Annotated in this window: 19 protein-coding genes; 8 read left to right on the top strand and 11 right to left on the bottom strand. The window is 69.8% G+C overall.

All coding sequences use genetic code 11. The features are described from left to right. Positions 1–2: 2 nt before the first annotated feature. The 5 genes from QE454_RS06685 to QE454_RS06665 are packed head-to-tail and all read right to left on the bottom strand — an operon-like array spanning position 3 to position 2,221. The gene (locus tag QE454_RS06685; protein WP_210075730.1) at positions 3–590 is read right to left on the bottom strand and encodes a hypothetical protein; all 588 of its coding nucleotides are present in this window, start codon (positions 588–590) and stop codon (positions 3–5) included. Beyond that, positions 587–1,168, bottom strand: a complete 582-nt coding sequence (locus QE454_RS06680) for a DNA/RNA endonuclease G (RefSeq protein ID WP_307456763.1) — start codon at positions 1,166–1,168, stop codon at positions 587–589. Before QE454_RS06680 ends, QE454_RS06685 begins: the two co-directional genes overlap by 4 nt. Then, on the bottom strand, positions 1,168–1,560 hold the full coding sequence (locus QE454_RS06675; protein ID WP_210075728.1) for a hypothetical protein: 393 nt from the start codon (positions 1,558–1,560) through the stop codon (positions 1,168–1,170). The genes QE454_RS06680 and QE454_RS06675 overlap by 1 nt, the downstream gene beginning before the upstream one ends. Continuing rightward, positions 1,557–1,745: a DUF2273 domain-containing protein gene (locus QE454_RS06670; RefSeq protein WP_210075725.1), complete on the bottom strand. Its 189-nt coding sequence runs from the start codon at positions 1,743–1,745 to the stop codon at positions 1,557–1,559. Before QE454_RS06670 ends, QE454_RS06675 begins: the two co-directional genes overlap by 4 nt. Continuing rightward, a complete protein-coding gene (locus tag QE454_RS06665; protein ID WP_210075723.1) occupies positions 1,742–2,221 on the bottom strand; it encodes an Asp23/Gls24 family envelope stress response protein in 480 nt (159 codons plus the stop codon). Before QE454_RS06665 ends, QE454_RS06670 begins: the two co-directional genes overlap by 4 nt. Before the next feature lie 300 nt (positions 2,222–2,521). Between QE454_RS06665 and fdhD the strand changes: the two genes are divergently transcribed. Both fdhD and QE454_RS06655 read left to right on the top strand, forming a co-directional pair. Continuing rightward, complete coding sequence (gene fdhD, locus QE454_RS06660; RefSeq protein WP_210075720.1) at positions 2,522–3,412, top strand: formate dehydrogenase accessory sulfurtransferase FdhD; 891 nt, start codon at positions 2,522–2,524, stop codon at positions 3,410–3,412. A gap of 60 nt (positions 3,413–3,472) precedes the next feature. After that, on the top strand, positions 3,473–5,797 hold the full coding sequence (locus QE454_RS06655; RefSeq protein ID WP_307456771.1) for an FdhF/YdeP family oxidoreductase: 2,325 nt from the start codon (positions 3,473–3,475) through the stop codon (positions 5,795–5,797). A 123-nt stretch (positions 5,798–5,920) separates the two neighbouring features. Here the strand turns inward: QE454_RS06655 and QE454_RS06650 are convergent, their stop codons facing one another. Continuing rightward, on the bottom strand, positions 5,921–6,916 hold the full coding sequence (locus QE454_RS06650; protein WP_307456774.1) for a glycerate kinase: 996 nt from the start codon (positions 6,914–6,916) through the stop codon (positions 5,921–5,923). A 161-nt stretch (positions 6,917–7,077) separates the two neighbouring features. On the opposite strand from QE454_RS06650, the gene purL reads away from it, so the two are divergent. From purL to QE454_RS06630, 4 genes are all read left to right on the top strand, one after another. Further along, positions 7,078–9,480 carry a phosphoribosylformylglycinamidine synthase subunit PurL gene (gene purL / locus QE454_RS06645; RefSeq protein ID WP_373459395.1) on the top strand — a complete coding sequence of 801 codons (2,403 nt, stop codon included), beginning with the start codon at positions 7,078–7,080 and terminating at the stop codon, positions 9,478–9,480. Between the two features lie 45 nt (positions 9,481–9,525). Next, positions 9,526–9,663 carry a hypothetical protein gene (locus QE454_RS06640; RefSeq protein WP_170210666.1) on the top strand — a complete coding sequence of 46 codons (138 nt, stop codon included), beginning with the start codon at positions 9,526–9,528 and terminating at the stop codon, positions 9,661–9,663. Positions 9,664–9,817: 154 nt separating this feature from the next. Continuing rightward, positions 9,818–10,810 carry a hypothetical protein gene (locus QE454_RS06635; RefSeq protein ID WP_307314264.1) on the top strand — a complete coding sequence of 331 codons (993 nt, stop codon included), beginning with the start codon at positions 9,818–9,820 and terminating at the stop codon, positions 10,808–10,810. A gap of 33 nt (positions 10,811–10,843) precedes the next feature. Next, positions 10,844–11,578: a hypothetical protein gene (locus QE454_RS06630; protein ID WP_307456782.1), complete on the top strand. Its 735-nt coding sequence runs from the start codon at positions 10,844–10,846 to the stop codon at positions 11,576–11,578. Between the two features lie 301 nt (positions 11,579–11,879). On the opposite strand, the gene QE454_RS06625 is transcribed toward QE454_RS06630, so the two are convergent. Further along, the gene (locus tag QE454_RS06625; protein ID WP_210075694.1) at positions 11,880–12,140 is read right to left on the bottom strand and encodes a DUF3253 domain-containing protein; all 261 of its coding nucleotides are present in this window, start codon (positions 12,138–12,140) and stop codon (positions 11,880–11,882) included. Between the two features lie 47 nt (positions 12,141–12,187). Between QE454_RS06625 and QE454_RS06620 the strand changes: the two genes are divergently transcribed. Further along, positions 12,188–12,919 (top strand): YqjF family protein, encoded by a 732-nt coding sequence (locus tag QE454_RS06620; protein ID WP_307456788.1) that lies wholly within the window; start codon positions 12,188–12,190, stop codon positions 12,917–12,919. Between the two features lie 118 nt (positions 12,920–13,037). Here QE454_RS06620 and QE454_RS06615 read toward each other — a convergent pair whose 3' ends face one another. The 4 genes from QE454_RS06615 to QE454_RS06600 all read right to left on the bottom strand — a co-directional run bounded on the left by QE454_RS06615 (position 13,038) and on the right by QE454_RS06600 (position 17,095). Further along, positions 13,038–13,943: a glycine betaine ABC transporter substrate-binding protein gene (locus QE454_RS06615; protein WP_307456791.1), complete on the bottom strand. Its 906-nt coding sequence runs from the start codon at positions 13,941–13,943 to the stop codon at positions 13,038–13,040. 137 nt (positions 13,944–14,080) lie between these two features. After that, a complete protein-coding gene (locus tag QE454_RS06610; RefSeq protein WP_210075688.1) occupies positions 14,081–15,085 on the bottom strand; it encodes a proline/glycine betaine ABC transporter permease in 1,005 nt (334 codons plus the stop codon). After that, positions 15,085–16,404: a glycine betaine/L-proline ABC transporter ATP-binding protein gene (locus tag QE454_RS06605; RefSeq protein WP_307456795.1), complete on the bottom strand. Its 1,320-nt coding sequence runs from the start codon at positions 16,402–16,404 to the stop codon at positions 15,085–15,087. Before QE454_RS06605 ends, QE454_RS06610 begins: the two co-directional genes overlap by 1 nt. A gap of 385 nt (positions 16,405–16,789) precedes the next feature. Beyond that, positions 16,790–17,095, bottom strand: a complete 306-nt coding sequence (locus tag QE454_RS06600; RefSeq protein WP_210075684.1) for a chorismate mutase — start codon at positions 17,093–17,095, stop codon at positions 16,790–16,792. A gap of 80 nt (positions 17,096–17,175) precedes the next feature. Here QE454_RS06600 and QE454_RS06595 point away from each other — a divergent pair, with 80 nt between their 5' ends. Continuing rightward, positions 17,176–18,300, top strand: a complete 1,125-nt coding sequence (locus QE454_RS06595) for an AI-2E family transporter (RefSeq protein WP_307314252.1) — start codon at positions 17,176–17,178, stop codon at positions 18,298–18,300. Positions 18,301–18,368 lie beyond the last annotated feature (68 nt).

Raw genomic sequence — 18,368 nt, 5'->3', positions numbered from 1 at the left:
TGTCAGTGAACGCGGGTGTTGTCGCGCGCGAGTTTCGCGCGCAGACCCGAGTGGATCGAGATGTAGGCGCGCAGGTTCTGGCCCGTGAGCGCGGCAAGATTAGTCACCAGCGTGTCGACGTGCTCGGCGACCTCACGGGGCGAGGTGTTCTGACGCGGGGTGACCGCCACGTGCAGCACGGACTGCTTTCCGACCTCACCGGCGGTGATGCGCGAAGAGAGGATCTCGTCACGCTCGCCCAGCGCGTTCTTCAGCGCTTCGGAGGCGAATCCATCCGTGACCGTGATGCGTCCCTCGTCGCTCGCGCTGCCGGTGGACTGCAACGGTGCGTGGCGGCGACCGCGCACGGCGGCCGAAGCGATCAGGACGAGCAGGATCACCAGCACCACGATCGCGGCGACGGCGCCCCAGCCCGCGGACTCACGACCCAGCGACTCGAGCCAGCCCTGGAATCCGCCCATGACCGAGGTCCAGGTGTCGGCGCCGCCCGGGAGCAGGCCGACGGCGAGGGCGAGAGCGGCCAGGCCCAGCAGCACGACGGCGACCAGGAAGAGAAGGAAGCGGTTCAGACCGCGTCGCGTCGCGTTCATCGGGACTCCTCGGTGTCGGGTCGGTGCACGCGCAGGTGCGTGCGCACGGCGGGCGAGAGCTTGTACGAGGTGACTTCCTCGTCGACGATGCGCTGCAGTTGCGCCTCGTCGACCGGGATGCCGACCGGGGGACGAACCGTCACGTCGACGGAGCGGTGGGCGACGCCCACGACGATGTCCTCCCGCACGATGCCCGACTCGTTGCTGAGGTGCTGGGCGAGGGCGGATGCCACGACGCCGTTGTCGACGACGACGGCACGTTCTCCCCACGACATCTCGTGGCGCGAGAGGCGGCCGGGCTTGAGCGCGAGGACGAGAACGATCAGGCCCACGACGGCGAGAACGACCCCACCGACGATGAAGGCGACCGGCATGAGCGCGGTCGGTGCCGCGACGACGGCGTTCAGCGCTTCACCGGGGGCGACCAGCAGGGGCTGGGCACCGGAGAGGCTGAGGATGATCTCGACCGCGGCGTACGCGAGGGCGACGATCAACAGCGCGACCACGACGAGCATGGCGGTGGTGCGGGGCGAGTGGGTCTCGCGACGCACGACGGTGCGGAGCACGGTGTCAGTCATCACAGCACTCGCTTTCGCTGAGGGGTGGAGGCACCCGAGATGGTGAGGTCGACGCGCGAGATCTCGCGCCCGAACAGGTGGGCCAGACGCGAGCGCAGCTCGGTCTGGGCGACGCGCGCGGCCTCCAGCACCGGAGTCGCGGCGCGTACGGCCTCGGTGTCGTCGAGGCGGGGGACGGGAAACGACGTCGTCACGCGCACCGCAGCGGTGTCCCGCGCCGAGACGATCTCGACGCGGACGTTCTTGGCATCCACTCCGACGATGTCGGCGGCGGCCTGCTCGGCCGTCTTCTGCAGCACACGGTCGGAGATGGTCACCCGACCGGCCGGGAGGCCGGGGCCGGCAACCGCGGTGCGGCTGCCGACCCCGGGGGAAGCGGTGACGGTGGTCACGATGTGCTCCGACCCTTGAAGGCGTTGACGATGTTGCCGAAGTCGAGTTCACCCGCCGTGATGCGGGCGACGACCACGCCGATCACCATGAAGAGGGCGACGAGGACGAAGCCCCAGAAACCGAAGATTAGAGCGCTGAGGGCCAGAACGAGTCCGGCCAGGGCGCCCTTCGTCGAGGCGCTCACTGGACACGCTTCTCGGAGTCGGCGTCGGTGTTGTCGTCGCCCGGGATGTGGACGTCGTTGACGTCGACGTTGACCTCGACGACCTCGAGGCCGACCAGACGGTTGATGGCACCGGCCACACGGGCGCGAACCTGGTCGGCGACCTCCTGGATGGGGGCGCCGTACTCGACCACGATGGTGATGTCGGCCGCGGCCTGCGTCTCGCCGACCTCGACCTTGACGCCCTGCGTAAGGTCGGTCGCGTTGATCGCGTCGCGGATCGCACCGAGGGCACGGGCTCCGCCGCCGCCCAGCGCGTACACGCCCGAGACCTCGCGGGCCGCGATGCCGGCGACCTTGGCGACGACGCCCTCGGCGATCGAGGTCTTGCCCTCGACGGGGGCGTCCTGGCCGCGGCCGTTGAGCGGACGGTTCACGCGCGACGCCGACTGGGGGACGTTCTGCGCAGCGGGGGTGGTGGGGGCGTTCTCAGCCATGTCCGTGCCTTTCGAATGTCTGGACCCGGGTGTCCGGGGTGGGCGCTTCGGCCTACATGACTTAGACGTACCGGGTCGGGGAATCGTCACGTCGGACTTGAAAAAGTTCCGCGATTCTGTATTTGAGTGAATGCGGATAGCCGCAAACCGCAGGATTTCGAGAGTGTGCACGCTCTCATGGCAGCGGGGGGGTGGCATCCCTTCGACCGGTTGATTCGTCGCGAAAGGGCCCCCGCGGTGTCGGAGGCCCGGCGTACGCTCGACCCATGTCCCCCTCCAGCTCTCCGGTTCGGTCCTGACATGGGCCGCCTGACCGCCTCGCGTCGCGTGACGCGCCTCACGCTCGACGGCGTGAACAGACAGAGACCGGATGCCGTGGCCGTCGAGGAACCGCTCGAGATCCGTGTCGCCGGCACGCCCCTGTCGGTGACGATGCGCACGCCCGGGCACGACGTCGAGCTCGCGGCCGGTTTCCTCGTCTCGGAGGGCGTGATCAGCCGGGGCGAGGACTTCGCCCGCGCGATCCACTGCGGCGGGCCGGGCACCGGGGGCGCCGACGGCAACACCTACAACGTCCTCGATCTCACCCTCGCACCGGGTGTGGCCCTGCCTTCCCCCGACATCGCGCGCTCCTTCTATACGACGAGCTCGTGCGGGGTGTGCGGCACCGCTTCGATCGAGGCGGTCGAGAAAGTGTCGACGTACGACGTGTCCACCGACCCCCTGTCCGTCTCGGCGCACGAGGTCGCGGCGTACCCCGATCGCCTGCGCGAGCAGCAGAAGACCTTCGACAAGACCGGCGGCCTGCACGGTGCGGCCTTGTTCGACGCGACCACCGGCGAGCTGCTGGTCGCCCGCGAAGACGTCGGTCGCCACAACGCCGTCGACAAAGTCGTGGGCTGGGCCGTACTCCACGATCGGCTCCCCTTGCGCGAAACGGTGCTGCAGGTCTCGGGCCGCGTCAGCTTCGAGCTCGTGCAGAAAGCCGTCATGGCCGGCATCCCGATGCTCTCCGCCGTCTCGGCGCCGTCGTCTCTCGCGATCGAACTCGCCGAGCGCGCCGGGCTGACCCTCGCCGCCTTCGTGCGCGGCAACAGCATGAACCTCTACACGCGCGCCGACCGTGTCCGTGTACCCGAGCCCGCGGCGTCCACAACCCCCTCCACCCAGAAGGTGGCGAGCGTACGCTGACGACCAGCGCTCGGTGTGTAGATGCCACCGACTCGGCGCCGAGATCCACGGAGGGTGAACATGGGTGAATCGTTCGGACTGATGACCGAGGAACCGCGCCAGGGCGGCCTCGGCCCGCGGATCGACGGCGAGTGGTCGAGCACCGGTCCCTACGAGCACCCCGCGGCCGGCTGGGGCGCGGCGCTGACCGTCGGCAAGGTGCTGCTCGAACAGCGTCAGCCGGTCGCCGGCACCAAGGCCATGTTCACCATGAACCACCCCAAGAGCGGCTTCGACTGCCCCGGGTGCGCGTGGCCCGACGACAAGGGCGTCACTCTCGACATCTGCGAGAACGGCATCAAGCACGTGACGTGGGAGATGACCCACAAGCGCGTCGGCAAGGAGTTCTTCGCCGAGCACTCGGTGAGCGAGCTGTCGCAGTGGAGCGACTTCGAGCTCGAAGACGCCGGTCGCCTCGTCGGCCCCATGGTCTACGACGCCGAGACCGACCACTATGTGCCCATCTCGTGGAACGACGCGTTCCGCATGATCGCCCACGAGATCACCGCACTGGACTCCCCCGACCAGGCCGCTTTCTACACCTCCGGCCGCCTGAGCAACGAGGCGTCCTTCCTCTACCAGCTGTTCGCGCGCGAACTGGGCACGAACAACCTCCCCGACTGCTCGAACATGTGCCACGAAGGGTCGGGCCGCGGGCTCACGGCATCCCTCGCCACGGGCAAGGGCACCGCCGACCTCGAGGACTGGGAGAACGCCGACGCACTGTTCATCCTCGGCGTGAACGCCGCCTCGAACGCCCCGCGCATGCTCACGAGCCTCGCCGAGGCGATCGACCGCGGCGCGCAGATCGTGCACGTCAATCCGCTGCGCGAGGTCGCCGGCACCCGCACGATCGTGCCGCACGAGATCGTCGACATGGCGACCTTCAACTCCACCCCGACCAGCACGATGAACCTCCAGGTGCGCCCGGGCGGCGACCTCGCGCTGATCCGCGGCATGGCCAAGGTCGTGTTCGAGGCGTCCGAGACCGACCCGACCGCCCTCGACCAGGCGTTCCTCGATCAGTACACGAGCGGGCTCGATGCCTACCGCGCACTCGTCGAGGCCACGAGCTGGGACGAACTGGTCGAGCAGGCCGGTCTGACAGAGGCCGAGATCCGCGGCGCCGCCGAGGTGTACCTCGCCTCCCGCGCCTGTGTCATCAGCTGGTGCCTGGGCGTGAGCCAACACCAGCACGGCGTCGACACCGTGCGCGAGATCGTCAACGTCCTGCTGCTGCGCGGCAACGTCGGCCGCAAGGGCACTGGCCCCTCCCCCGTGCGCGGCCACAGCAATGTGCAGGGCAACCGCACGTGCGGCATCAACCACAAGCCCACCGAGGACTGGCTCGCCAAGCTCGACGAGGTGTGCGGCATCACCTCACCCCGCGAGCCCGGCCTCGACACGGTGCACACGGTGGCGGCCCTGCACCGCGGCGACCTCAAGGTCTTCCTCGGCATGGGCGGCAACTTCGTCCGCGCCGCTCCCGACACCACTCTCACCGCCGAGGGCATGAGTCGGTGCGAGTTGACCGCGCACGTGAGCACCAAACTCAACCGCAGCCACCTCACGCACGGCAAGAAGGCCCTGATCCTTCCCTGCCTCGGCCGCACCGAGCGCGACGAGCAAGAGACGGGGCCCCAGTCGATCTCGACCGAAGACGCCATGAGCTCCGTCATGCTCTCGCTCGGATCCCGCAAGCCCGCGTCGCCGCACCTGCTGAGTGAGCCCGAGATCATCGCGCGCATCGCGCGAGCGGCCATGCCCGATTCGGCGACGCCGTGGGAGTGGTACGTCGGCGACTACGACCGCATCCGCGACACGATGGCCAAAGTTCTGCCCGGGTTCGAGGGGTTCAACGAGCTCGTGCGCCAGCACTACGGCTTCCGAATCCCCCAGCCGGCTCGCGAGCGCGACTTCCAGACGCCGTCCGGCAAGGCGGAGTTCTCGGATGCCGAGCTGCCCAATGTCATCCCCGAAGAGGCCGATGTGCTGGTGCTGCAGACCATGCGCTCGCACGACCAGTGGAACACCACCATCTACTCGGCCGACGATCGCTACCGGGGCGTCCGCAACATCCGCGAACTGGTGTTCATGAACCGACGCGACATGAAGGAGCGCGGCATCGCCGAGGGCGACCTCGTCGACATCGTCGCCACCTCGCGCGACGGATCGGTCCGCAGTGTCACGGCGTTCCGTGCGCTGGAGTACGACACCCCGCGCGGCAGCGCCGCCGGGTACTTCCCCGAGTTGAACGTGCTGCTCGGCCCGGACGACTACAGCCGTCAGAGCGACCAGCCGCTGATGAAAGACATCCGGGTGCGGATCGCGAAGACCGGAGGCTGACGCGGGGTTCGCTCGACAGAATCGGACCGGTGCCCGAGAGTCATGCGGTTTCGGCAGCGGCATCCGACGCAGACGCGTCGATCCGCTACCGGGACCACCGGGTCGCGAGCCCGCAGCGACGACTCAGAGGTCGAGTTGCCAGAGGGCTTGCGTCGTCGTGACGCGCAGTGCGTCGGCAGGGTCGGCGAGGGCGTGCTCGGCGCCGACGACCTTGCTCATCGAGAAGACCCGCGAGCCGACGGCATCCGCGGCGACGACCCCCGCGATGACGATGGCCGGCACCCGGTGGCGCGCGGCGACCGAGAGCACGTGCCCCGGCCCCTTGCCTGCGATGCTCGTCGCGTCGAACGTGCCCTCCCCGGTGAGGGCGAGATCCGACTCGGCGAGCGCTTCGCTCAGCTCGAGCGCCTGCGCGACGTAGGCCGCACCGTCGACGACCTCGGCACCGGCAGCGAGGAGAGCACCCGACAGACCACCGGCGGCCCCCGACCTCGGCACGATCGAAACGTCCAGTCCGAAGCGCTCGGCCCAGTCCGCGGCATCCGCCCGCAATCGCTCCGTCAGGCGCTCGACGAGTGCCGCGTCGGCGCCCTTCTGCGGACCGAACACCTTGGCCGCGTGGACGAACGTCGTGGTCGTGTCGGTGAGCACCGTCACCTGCCCGGGAGCGAACGGCACGTGGTCGCCCAGCGCCTCGATCGCGCCGCGGCCGCCGTCGGTCGCGGCGACGCCGCCGGTCCCCACCACGATCCGGATCGACCCCGAGTCGAGGGCGAGCCTGATGAGCTCGCCGACGCCCCGTGTCGTCGCGCCCCAGGAGTCGTTGGCCTCCGCACCCCCAGCGAGGACGAGCCCGGATGCCGCCGCCGACTCGATCACGGCGGCTCGGCCGTCGAGCCGCCAGGCGGCACGCACGGGTTCGCCGAGCGGTCCGGTCACCTCGTCGGAGACGTTCGCCCCGCCCAGGGCGTCGAGAGTACCGTCTCCCCCGTCGGCCATCGGCACGATCGCGATCTCGGCGCCGGGCCACCGCTCGCGCACCGCCAGGGCCATGGCATCCGCCGCCTCACGCGCGGTCAGCGTGCCCTTGAACTTGTCGGGGGCGATGACGATGCGCATGGTCTTTCCTCCGCTGACTGCGGACGGTGCAGCCCCGTCTATCTTGCCCGAGCCACCTTCACACCTCGGCGATCCGCACATCCTCAGCCCGAATGCGGGGAACCCGGCTGACTTTCCGCGGATCGCTGAGGTTATGCCCCCGGCTGCCGTCGACCCCGGCGATGTCGGCGCACCCAACTAGACTGACTCCCGTCCGGCCCCTGCGATTCTTGGAGCTCAGCCGCGTGACCACCCCGAACCCCGCCGCCCGTACCGCCCTCGCCGATACGGTTGAGAACGCGATCGCCACGCCCGAGAAAGAGCAGCCGTACGGCGCCCTCGGCCTCAAGAGCGACGAGTACGCCCAGATTCGCGAGATCCTGGGCCGTCGCCCCACGAGCGGTGAGCTGGCAATGTACTCGGTCATGTGGAGCGAGCACTGCTCCTACAAGTCGAGCAAGATCTATCTCCGTCAGTTCGGCCAGAAGGTCAGCGACGAGATGAAGACGCGCCTCATGGTCGGCATGGGCCAGAACGCCGGCGTGGTCGACGTGGGCGACGGCTGGGCGGTCACCTTCAAGGTCGAGTCGCACAACCACCCCAGCTACATCGAGCCCTTCCAGGGTGCGGCGACCGGCGTCGGCGGCATCGTCCGCGACATCATCTCGATGGGCGCGCGCCCGGTCGCCGTCATGGACCAGCTGCGCTTCGGCGCCATCGACCACCCCGACACCCCCCGCGTCGTGCACGGTGTCACCAGCGGTATCTCGTTCTACGGCAACTGCCTCGGCCTGCCCAACATCGGCGGCGAGACGGTGTTCGACGCCGTCTACCAGGGCAACCCGCTCGTCAACGCCCTCGCGGTCGGCGTCATGCGCCACGAAGACATCAAGCTCGCCAACGCCACCGGCGTCGGCAACAAGGTCGTGCTGTTCGGTGCCCGCACGGGCGGCGACGGCATCGGCGGCGCCAGCATCCTGGCATCCGACACTTTCGCCGACGGCGGACCCACCAAGCGTCCCGCGGTGCAGGTGGGCGACCCGTTCGCCGAGAAGGTCCTCATCGAGTGCTGCCTCGAGCTCTACCGAGACGACCTCGTCGAAGCCATTCAAGACCTCGGGGCCGCGGGCATCTCGTGCGCGACGAGCGAGCTGGCCGCCAACGGCGACAGCGGCATGAAGGTCGAACTCTCGAAGGTGCTGCTGCGCGACCCCTCGCTGACTCCCGAAGAGATCCTCATGTCGGAGTCGCAGGAGCGCATGATGGCGATCGTCGCGCCCGAGAAGCTCGACGCGTTCCTCGCCGTCGTCGGCAAGTGGGACGTCGAGACCAGTGTTCTCGGCGAGGTCACCGGCGACGGCCGCCTCGTCATCGACTGGTACGGCGAGCGCATCGTCGACGTCGACCCCTCAACCGTCGCGGTCGACGGCCCCGTCTACGAGCGCCCGGTCGCCTACCCCACCTGGATCGACGCCCTGCAGGCAGACTCCGCCGCGAAGCTCTCACGGGCGACGGATGCCGAGACCCTCCGCAACCAGTTCACGACCCTGGTGGCGAGCCCCAACCTCGCCGACACCTCGTGGATCACGAACCAGTACGACTACTACGTGCTGGGCAACACGGCGCTGAGCTTCCCCGACGACGCCGGCATAATCCGCGTCGACGAGGAGACGGGCCTCGGCTTCGCGATCGCCACCGACTGCAACGGCCGCTACAACCAGCTCGACCCCTACAACGGCGCGAAGCTGGCGCTGGCCGAGGCGTACCGCAACGTCGCCGTCACGGGCGCCGTACCCACCGCCGTCACCGACTGCCTGAACTTCGGCAGCCCCGAGAACCCCGAGGTCATGTGGCAGTTCAGCCAGGCCGTCGAGGGCCTGAGCGATGGATGCCTCGAGCTCGGCATCCCGGTCACGGGCGGCAACGTGTCGTTCTACAACCAGACCGGCGACCAGCCCATCCACCCGACCCCCGTGGTCGGCGTCCTCGGCATCATCGACGACGTCGCCGCCCGCATCCCGAGCGGCTGGCAGGATGCCGGCGAGAACCTCTACCTGCTGGGGGTCACCGCCGACGAGCTCGACGGTTCGCAGTGGGCCGGCACGATCCACGACCACCTCGGCGGACGCCCGCCGAAGGTCGATCTGGCTCAGGAGCGCAAGCTCGCCGAGCTGCTGCAGGCCGCGGGCTCGCAGTCGCTCGTCTCCAGCGCGCACGACCTGTCGTCGGGCGGCCTCGCGCAGGCCCTCGCCGAGGGCGTCATGCGCTTCGGCGTCGGCGCGCGCGTCTGGCTCACCGAGCTCATGGAGCGCGACGGTGTGGATGCCACGGCCGCCCTGTTCAGCGAGTCCACCGGCCGCGTGCTGGTCAGCGTCCCCCGCGAGGAAGACGTGAAGTTCCGGGGCCTGTGCGACGGCCGCGGCTACCCGGTGCTGCGCATCGGCGTGACCGACGTCGAGCCGGGCACCGAGGCATCCCTCGAGATCCAGGACGTCTTCACCGTCCCCGTGTCGGAGCTGCGCCGCCTGTCGACCGAGACGCTGCCCGCCGTGTTTGGCCCGACCGTCTCGGAGCCGGTGGCCTGAGCTGGCCGATTCCCCGCACGACGCACTCTGGAGAGGAGACGCGCGATGACCGATGACGACGACGACATGACCGTGTTCAGCGACAAGCGGCAGAAGCGCGTCAAGATCACCGCGTGGGTCGTGATCGGCGCGCTGGTGCTCACCGGCGGCGGCGCCACGGTGATCTCGCTGATCCTCGGCTGAGGCCGCCCGATCCTCGCGTGAGGAGCCACTTCCTGCCGCGGGAAGCCGCCGGGACGACGGAGCAGCCCCGCACGGTGGTGCACCCGGGCTGACCGCTGCGGATTTCGGCCCGACGCCCAGCCCGCTGTCGGAGGCCCGGCATAGCATGGGGACCGTGGAACCGCTGATGGCCCTTCTGGTCGACTGGTGGTGGATCGGCCCGGCAGCGGCCGGTGCGGGCACCGTCGGCTGGCTCGGCGTGCGCCGTTCGCGCCAGCACGCGCTTCCCGCCGGTGCGACGACCACGACCGGTCGAGCCGTCCGCGCCTGGTCGACGCGTCCCCTCGGCAAAGCCGCCGCGCGCCGCCTCGAACTCGACGCCGCCGTGCTCGACCTCCAGGTCGCGCGCACCGCCGTCACCCGCGGACGCGCCGACGTCAAGGTCGCCGACGCCGAGGTTGTCCGCGCCCAGGCCGAGCGGGCGGCATCCCGGGTCTCGTCCGACGCCGTCTCCGCGGCTCGCGGCCGCCTCACCGACGCGCAGCGCGACTTGCGGGCCGCGATGGCCGAAGTGCGCGCCCGCCGCGCCGGGGTGAAGGCCGCCAAGGCGATGCTGCCGGCGATCCGCTCGGGCAGCGCGCCGCTGCCCGTCGCCCGTCTGCTGGCCGAGCACGACGCGATCCTCGCGCGGTGGATGGCGTACGAGACCGACCCGGGTCTCGCCATCGACTATCCGCAGATGAGCGACTCCCGCTGGCCCCTTCTCGCCGACTTCCTGCGCGCGCACGAGAAGGCGCAGTGGCTGCGCCCCGCGTCGGTGCAGACGCGGCTCGAGCCGGCCGACTTCCTCGCCTATCGCGACGCCGTGCGCCGCGCCTCCCACGCCTTCGACCGCGCCGAGCGGGCGGCGCGCCGCAACGAGGGCGAGCAGCCGAGCGTCGAGGGCAACGACGCATGGAGTCGCATGGCATCCGATCTGGCCGAGACGGCCCAGCGCGCCCTCGCCCGCTCGATGGAGTCGATGGGCCGCGCGGCCGCCCGCAACTGGAGCGAGCGCGGTGCTAGACGCGCGCAGAAGAAGACTCCGGATGCCGGCGGCCCCCCGCCGCGGTCCGGTCCGGTGTGGCCTCCTCCCGCACGCGATCGGCCGCCCACGTCGTCTTCCTGAGAACCGCTGGGAGGAGCGGCGTAGCATGACGCTGTGGAGCACTTCTGGACCTTCGCCGGTAGCTACTGGTGGCTCGTCTTCCCCCTCTTCGGGATGACGATGGGAGCCGTCAACGCGCGCGTGAAGCACCGCGAAGTCACCGCCCGCCGCCGCCACCGGGAACAGCTCGAGCTGATCCGCGCACAGGGTGGCGCGGTCGCCGTCGCACCCACGAGCACCGTCGCCGCCGATGGACAGCAGCGCATCATCGCGGCACAGGATGCCGTCACCCACCGCTGGCTTGAGTACGAGCTCGACGCGTCCAAGCTCATCTCCTACCCCGCGATGAGCGACGGGCGTCAGCCCCTCACCGCCGCGTTCCTCCGGGCCAAGAAGGCGGCCGACAATCTGCGTCCCGACGACGGCGAGACGCTCACGCCCGAACGGCTGCGCGAATACCGCGACGCCGTCACCGACTACGAGGTCGCGTTCGAGGTGGCCGAGCGCGACGCGCGCCGCGTGAAGGACGCGGCCTTCACCCCCGACGAACGCAAACGCCTCGACACCGCGAAGCAGTTGCTCACCGTCGCGACCGACCAGGCCGCCACCCCGAACGAACGCCAGCTCGCCTACAAGCGCGTCCGCGAAGAGCTCGACGGACTGATCCTGCTGTCCGACGAGGCCGTCGACGTGCTCGAGAAGAAGGTGGCCCTCGAACTCCCGCGAACAGCGACCGCGCCCCCGGCATCCGCGCCCCCGGCCGAGACCGCGCCCGGCTCGGCCGCCTGACCGCGCTCGCGTCCGGGGGCTGATGCGCCCCGAAATCGGAGAACCGCAGCAGAATCGGATGCCGAGACCCCTGGCATCCGATTCCGGCGACAATCTCCGATTCCACGACGGTCGGCCCGCCCGCGGAGACCTCACCGCCTCACGAAAGCGCCGCGATCTGCGACACCCGCGCGCTCAGCGAGCACCTGCCCCGACCGACGGCGCCCCGAAATCGGAGAACCGCAGCAGAATCGGATGCCGACGCCCCTAGCATCCGATTTCAATGCGAATCTCCGATTCCACGAAAGCCGCAGCGCACGCCTCAGCGCGCGCGACGGATCCGCACCGGACCCCGGGCCGTGGTCACGTCGACGACCTCACCCCGCTGCGTCACCTCGACCTCGCCGAGCCCCACCAACTCACGCGCCGCATCGCGTGCGGGCTGCATGAGGTCGCGCCAGTCGTCGCCGCCGACCGCGCGAGCGGCCTCGGACGGGCAGATCGTCTTGCCGGCGTCGCGCGCCGCGAGCAGCTCGCGGATGGATGCCACGAGCCGAGGATCTGCACCAGATGACGGGGCCATCTGTCCAGTGTCCCTCCGCGCCGGGGCGGCAGGGCCAGAATGACCCGGTGATCACCGAGCGCCACTCCCCCGACCTGCCCGGACGCGCCGTCATCGCGCAGCGCTGGAACCGCGCCGTGTTCGTGCACTGGCGCGTCGATCCGGCCGAGGTCGCCCCGCTCCTGCCGCCGGGTACCCGCCCCGACGTGCACGACGGTTCCGCGTGGGTGGGTCTCGTGCCGTTCGTGCTGAGCGAGTTCCGGTTCCTCCCGCTGCCGCCGGTGCCGCTTCTCGGGACCTTCACCGAGATCAACGTCCGCACCTACGCCGTCGACGATCACGGCCGCCGCGGGGTCGTGTTCCGCACACTCGAGGCCGAGCACCTCGCTCCCGTCCTCGCCGCGCGCGCCCTGTTCGGCCTGCCGTACCGCTGGGCCCGGACGGGGGTGCGCACCGAGGGCTCGCGCATCGAGTTCCGGTCTCGGCGCCACGGGGCGCGGCATCCGGCGACCCGGGTGCGGGCGACCCTCGGCACGGACACGGTCGACACCCCCTTGTCGCGTTTCCTCACCGCCCGCTGGGGCTTCCACGAGCGACACCTCGGCCGCACGATCTGGGCCGCGAACGCGCACGAACCCTGGCCGCTCGTCAGCGCCGAGCTCGACGTGCTCGACGACGACCTCGTCGCCGATTCCGGCTTTCCCCAGCTCGCTGGACGCACGCCCGATTCGGTGCTGGCGATGCCCGCCGACCACCCCGGCTTCATCACGCGTTTCACGAGGGCTCACGCGATCGGGTGAACCCCCGGCCAACGGGCCTCCCCGACGACTCCTCACGGGCTCGCGGCACCGCCTGCCCGTGCCCCACGACGACGCCCCCTTCACCTCGAGGGCGAAGGGGGCGTCGTGGAGCGAGAGGTCAGTCGCGCTGCGTCGAGAACGCCGAGGGGTTCTTCTCGAGCCAGGCGTCCACGGCCTCGGCCTCGCGGCCCTCGCCGTACTCGTTGACCACGAGGTCTTCGAGCGAGCCGTACTGCTCGTCATCCAGCCGGATACCGGCGATGAGCTCGGCGGCATCCGGGTACTTCTGCTTGAAGCCCGAGGTGCCGAGGAAGTGCAGCGCCTCGGGATCGCCCATCAGGCCCTGCGGGTCGGCCAGGTCCTTCACGTCGTAGGCGTCGTTGGCCCAGAACGGGCGCCACAGCGTCACGGCGATGTCCTTCTTCGCCGCGATCGCGTTGTCGAGCTCGGTGAGCATCGCCGCGGTGGAGGAAGTCACCAGCTCGAACTCGCCGTCGAGACCGTAGCCGGGAAGCATGGTCTCCTGCGTCTGGGTGGTAAGGCCGGCACCCGGCTCGATGCCGTAGATGCGGCCGTCGAAGCGCGCGGCGTTGCCCTTGAGCTGGTCGATCGAGTCGATGTCGACGTAGCTCGGCACCGCGATCGTGAGCTTGGCGTTGTCGTAGTACGCGCCGAGGTCCTCGATCTTGTCGCCATAGCGGTCCATGTACGACTTGTGCGTGAGCTCGGGCCAGGCCGACGGGTAGATGTCGACGTCGCCCTGGGCGAGACCGGTGTAGAGCGGGCCCGCCTCGGTGAGGGTCTGCATCTCGACCTTGTAGCCGAGCTTGCCGAGCTGGTCTTCCAGCAGGTACGCCGTGCTGAGGCCGTCTGTCCACGAGGGCAGGAAGCCGAGCGTGATCGTGCCCTTCTCGCCGCCGTCGCCCGAGCCGCCTTCGGCCATGTTCCCGCTGGCGCAGCCGCCGAGAAGCAGGGCGCCCGCGGCGCCGAGGGCGAGAGCAGAGGTCAGGTGTCGCTTGTTCATTGCTGTGTTCTCTTCCGTTTCGTATGTGATTCCGTGGGTGCTTCCCCGGGTGAGGGGTCGTTCTATGTCGCCGAGAGCTCGCCTGTGCGACCGAAATCGACCCCTCGCTCCGGAGAACGAGGGAGGGATGCCGGGACTCAGCGCCCCGACGACACCGGCGCGCGACGCGGCGAGGCCTTCTCGCGCTCGGCCTCGCTCGCGGCATCCGCCGAGGTGGTGTCGACGTGCGACGCCGCAGTGGCTCCGGCGGTGACGGCTGCGGCGGAACGCGCGGCCCGGCGCCGAGCCAGCACGCCGAGCAGCGAACCGCGGTTGTCGGCCCGGTTGCCGAGGGCCGCGGTGAGCCGGTCGAGGTACACGGCGAGGACGACGACGCTCAGGCCCGCCTCGACGCCCTTGGGCAGGTTGACCGTCGAGATCGACTGCACGACCTCTTTACCCAGGCCGTCGGCCCCGACGATGCCGGCCACGACCGCCATCGACAGCGCGAGCATGATGACCTGGTTGACGCCCGCCATGATCGTGGGCATCGCGAGCGGGAGCTGGATGCCGCGGAGGATCTGCCCGGGGGTGGCCCCGAACGCGTGTCCCGCCTCGACGGTCTCGGAGTCGACCCCGCGGATGCCGAGCTCGGTCAGACGCACACCCGGGGGCAGAGCGAAGATGACGGTGGAGACCACGCCGGGTACGACACCGATGCTGAAGAACGTGATCGCCGGGATCAGGTAGACGAAGGCGGGCATCGTCTGCATGAAGTCGAGGATCGGCTTGAGCACCGCGCGGACGGTGGCGTTGCGTGCCGACCAGATCCCCAACGGCACCGAGATCGCCACGGCCACGATGGTGGCCACGAGAACGAGCGCCAGCGTCTGCATCGCCGTGACCCACTGGCCCATCGCGAGGATCAGGGCGAAGCCGATCACGGTCCCGAGAGCGAGCTTCCACGAGCGCAGGAGCCACGCGAGAGCCGCCGCGACGATGATGACCACGACGATGGGAGCGGCGAGCAGCACGTCGCTGAGCCCGCCGACGAGGAAGCGCACGATGAGGGCGACGACGTCGAACAGGCCCGAGAGGTTGTCGCGGACCCAGTCCACACCGGCATCCACCCAGGAGCCGACCGGAATGCGGAATCCATCCATCAGCGCACCTCCTCGGTCTCGGATGCCGGGACCCCGGCATCGACGGGGGTCCCGTCGAGCGCCGCGTCGATCTCGGCGGAGGGAAGGGGCTGGGGCAGCACGGTGATCTCCTCGGTGGCGGTGGGACCGGGGCCGAGAGCGGCGAGCAGCGTCACGCGCGGGATGACTCCCGCGAGGCGACCGTCGGCGTCGAGGACGGCCAGGGGAAGGGGCGATTCGACCGACGGCACGAACAGGTTCATCAGCACGTCGTCGACGCCGACGCTCTGCGGCAGCGGCTTGAGCTTGCCGAGCAGCGAGTTCTCGCCGGCACGCACGAGCTTGATGGCGTCCCGGTCGGTGATGATGCCGAGCGGCCTGCGATCGCGATCGGTGACGTAGACGGCAGACATGTAGGCGTCGCGCATCTGCCGAAGCGCTGTGCGAGGGCCCGCGGAGGCGTCGACACGGGGGCGCGGCCGCTCCATGACGTTGCCGGCGGTAAGCACGCGAGCGCGGTCGACGTCCTGCACGAACTGCTCGACGTAGTCGTTCGCCGGGTCGGTGAGGATGTCCTCGGGCGTGCCGATCTGGACGATGCGCCCGTCGCGCATGACGGCGATACGGTCACCGAGGAACATCGCCTCGTTGAGGTCGTGGGTGATGAAGACGATGGTCTTGTTCAGCGTCCGCTGCAGCTCGAGCAGCTGCTCCTGCATCTCGCGGCGGATGAGGGGATCCAAGGCGCTGAACGCCTCGTCCATCAGCAGGATGTCGGTGTCGGCGGCGAGAGCGCGGGCGATGCCGACGCGCTGCTGCATCCCGCCGGACAGAGCGGAGGGCAGCTTGTCGCCCCAGCCCTCGAGGCCGACGAGCGCGAGGATCTCGTTCGCCTTCGCGAGGCGCTCGGCCTTGCCCACGCCCCGGAGCTCGAGGGGGTACGCGACATTCGCCGCGACCGTCCGGTGCGGCAGGAGTGCGAAGTGTTGGAAGACCATCGCGAGGCGGTCGCGTCGAAGCGAACGCAGGCGCGAGGCGCCGACGCCGGTGAGGGCGTCGCCCTTCACCTCGACGGTGCCGGCGGTGGCCTCGTGCAGGCCGTTCAGCATGCGGATGATCGTGGACTTACCGGAGCCGGAGAGACCCATGATGACGAAGATCTCGCCGGGGAGCACCTCGAAGCTGGCGTCGATGACGGCGGCGGTCCCGTCATCGGCCACATCTTCGCGACGGGCGCCGGAGCGGAGCTTGTCGACGGCGGCCTGAGGGGCGCGTCCGAAGACCTTGAAGAGGTTCTTGGCGGCGAGAGCGGGCGCCGCGGAGGCAGGCGGATGGGTCACTGTGTGCACCTCAGCGGCCTCGGGTGGCCGCAGCGGTCACGCCCGGGTGGCAGCCGTCGGCGCTCTCCGGGGGTGGAGCACGTCAGCGTCGGATATCGGATCCGACGCTCAGGCCGCCGACCGTACGCTCGCCGGGCCGACTCCCCCGAGTCGTCACCGGCGACCGCGGACTGGTCTGGTGGGCGGTCCGGAATCGGACCTCCACCAACGTTTCACGGTGATGGAATCCCTGGCAAATCGCCCGTGAGCTTGCGGTCTCGGTTGCCCTGTGGCACGCGTGCGCGTGTGGGGGAGACGCTGATGACACCCACGACGGCCGACGCCGCGATGCCGGCCCGGGCGTGTCGCCGACCCTTGCGCGCCTCCGCGGCGAGGGAGGAACGCGTCAGTCGGCGTCCGGCTGCGCAGCGGCCGACCGGTGGTGACGGATGACCTCGGCAACGACGAAGTTGAACCACTTCTCCGCGAACGCGGGATCGAGGTCGGCCTGCTCGGCCAATTGCATGAGCCGCGCGATCTGCTGCTCTTCGCGAGAGGGGTCGGATGCCGGCATCCCGTGCTTCGCCTTGAGGACGCCGACCTGCTTGGTGCAGCGGAAGCGCTCCGCCAACAGGAAGATCAGGGCGGCGTCGATGTTGTCGATACTGCCGCGGAGCCCCTGCAGAATCGTCGAAGGATCGGCCTCGGTCATGTGTCCTCCTCAATCGCTCCGACCCTACCGGTCGACGCAGGCGCCCGAGGACGACTCTCAGGGAGTCCTACAGTGTGAGCATGAGCCGATCCACGCGCCCCGACCCCACCGCCGAAGGCGCAGACGCCGGGGCCGCGACCTCGCGCGACAAGCCGGTCTGGTCCGCACTCTCACGCCCCTACGCCGCCGGGTTCTTCCTGACCCTCGGCGGCTTGACGGCGATCCTGCTCGGACTCGCCCTGTCGAACCTCTCGACGGTCCTCGTCTACATCGCGATCGCCCTGTTCGTGGCCCTGGCCCTCGACCCGCTCGTGCGCTTCCTCGTGCGCCGCGGGCTCGCACGCGCGTGGTCGATCGTGATCGTGTTCGGCGGACTCGCCGTCATCCTCGCCGGCGCCCTGTGGTTGCTCATCCCGCCGGTGGTGCGCCAGATCGAGCAGTTCGTCGGCGACATCCCGACCTTCGTGAACGACCTCATCGACAGCGACGCCGTGCGATGGGTCGAGAACAACTTCGGCGACAGCCTGGGTGACGTCCTCAAGGAGGTGCAGGGCTTCGCCACGAACCCCGCCAACATCGCCGCGATCGGCGGTGGCCTCCTGCAGGTCGGTGTGAGCATCGGCACCTTCATCTCGGGCGCGATCATCGTTCTCGTCTTGAGCCTGTACTTCTTGGCATCCCTGCCGAAGATGAAGAACTCGCTCGTGCGCCTGACCCCCGCCCGCAGCCGCGAGACGGTCGCCGACATGACGGGTCAGATCACCGACTCGGTCGGTGGCTACCTCGCCGGCATGGTCGTGCTGGCGTTGTGCAACGCGGTCTTCGCCTTCATCGTCCTGACGATCCTCGGCCAGCCATTCGCAGCGCTGCTCGCCGCGCTCGCGTTCGGCATCACGCTCATCCCGCTGGTGGGCTCGGTGCTGTTCTGGGCGACCGCGACGGTCTTCACACTCATCGTCAGTCCGACCTCCGGACTCATCTTCGCCATCGTCTATCTGGTGTACATGCAGATCGAGGCATATCTCCTCACGCCCCGGGTGATGAACCGCACGATCTCGATCCCGGGTGCCCTCGTCGTGATCGGCGCCCTCGTCGGTGGCACGCTGCTCGGCTTGCTCGGAGCGCTCGTGGCGATCCCCGTGACCGCCTCGGTCCTGCTGATCGTCAAGCAGATCGTCATCCCGCGACAGGATGCCAAGAAGTAGAGCGGCGCGGCGCCGCCGCCACGCAGAAACGCTCTCCGCGCGCAAAAACACGCTGCCCTCGCGTTTCC

Origin of the sequence: Microbacterium sp. SORGH_AS_0454 (genome assembly GCF_031453395.1) — a bacterium.
Lineage (GTDB): Bacteria > Actinomycetota > Actinomycetes > Actinomycetales > Microbacteriaceae > Microbacterium.
This window is presented reverse-complemented; position numbering and strand designations above follow the sequence as displayed.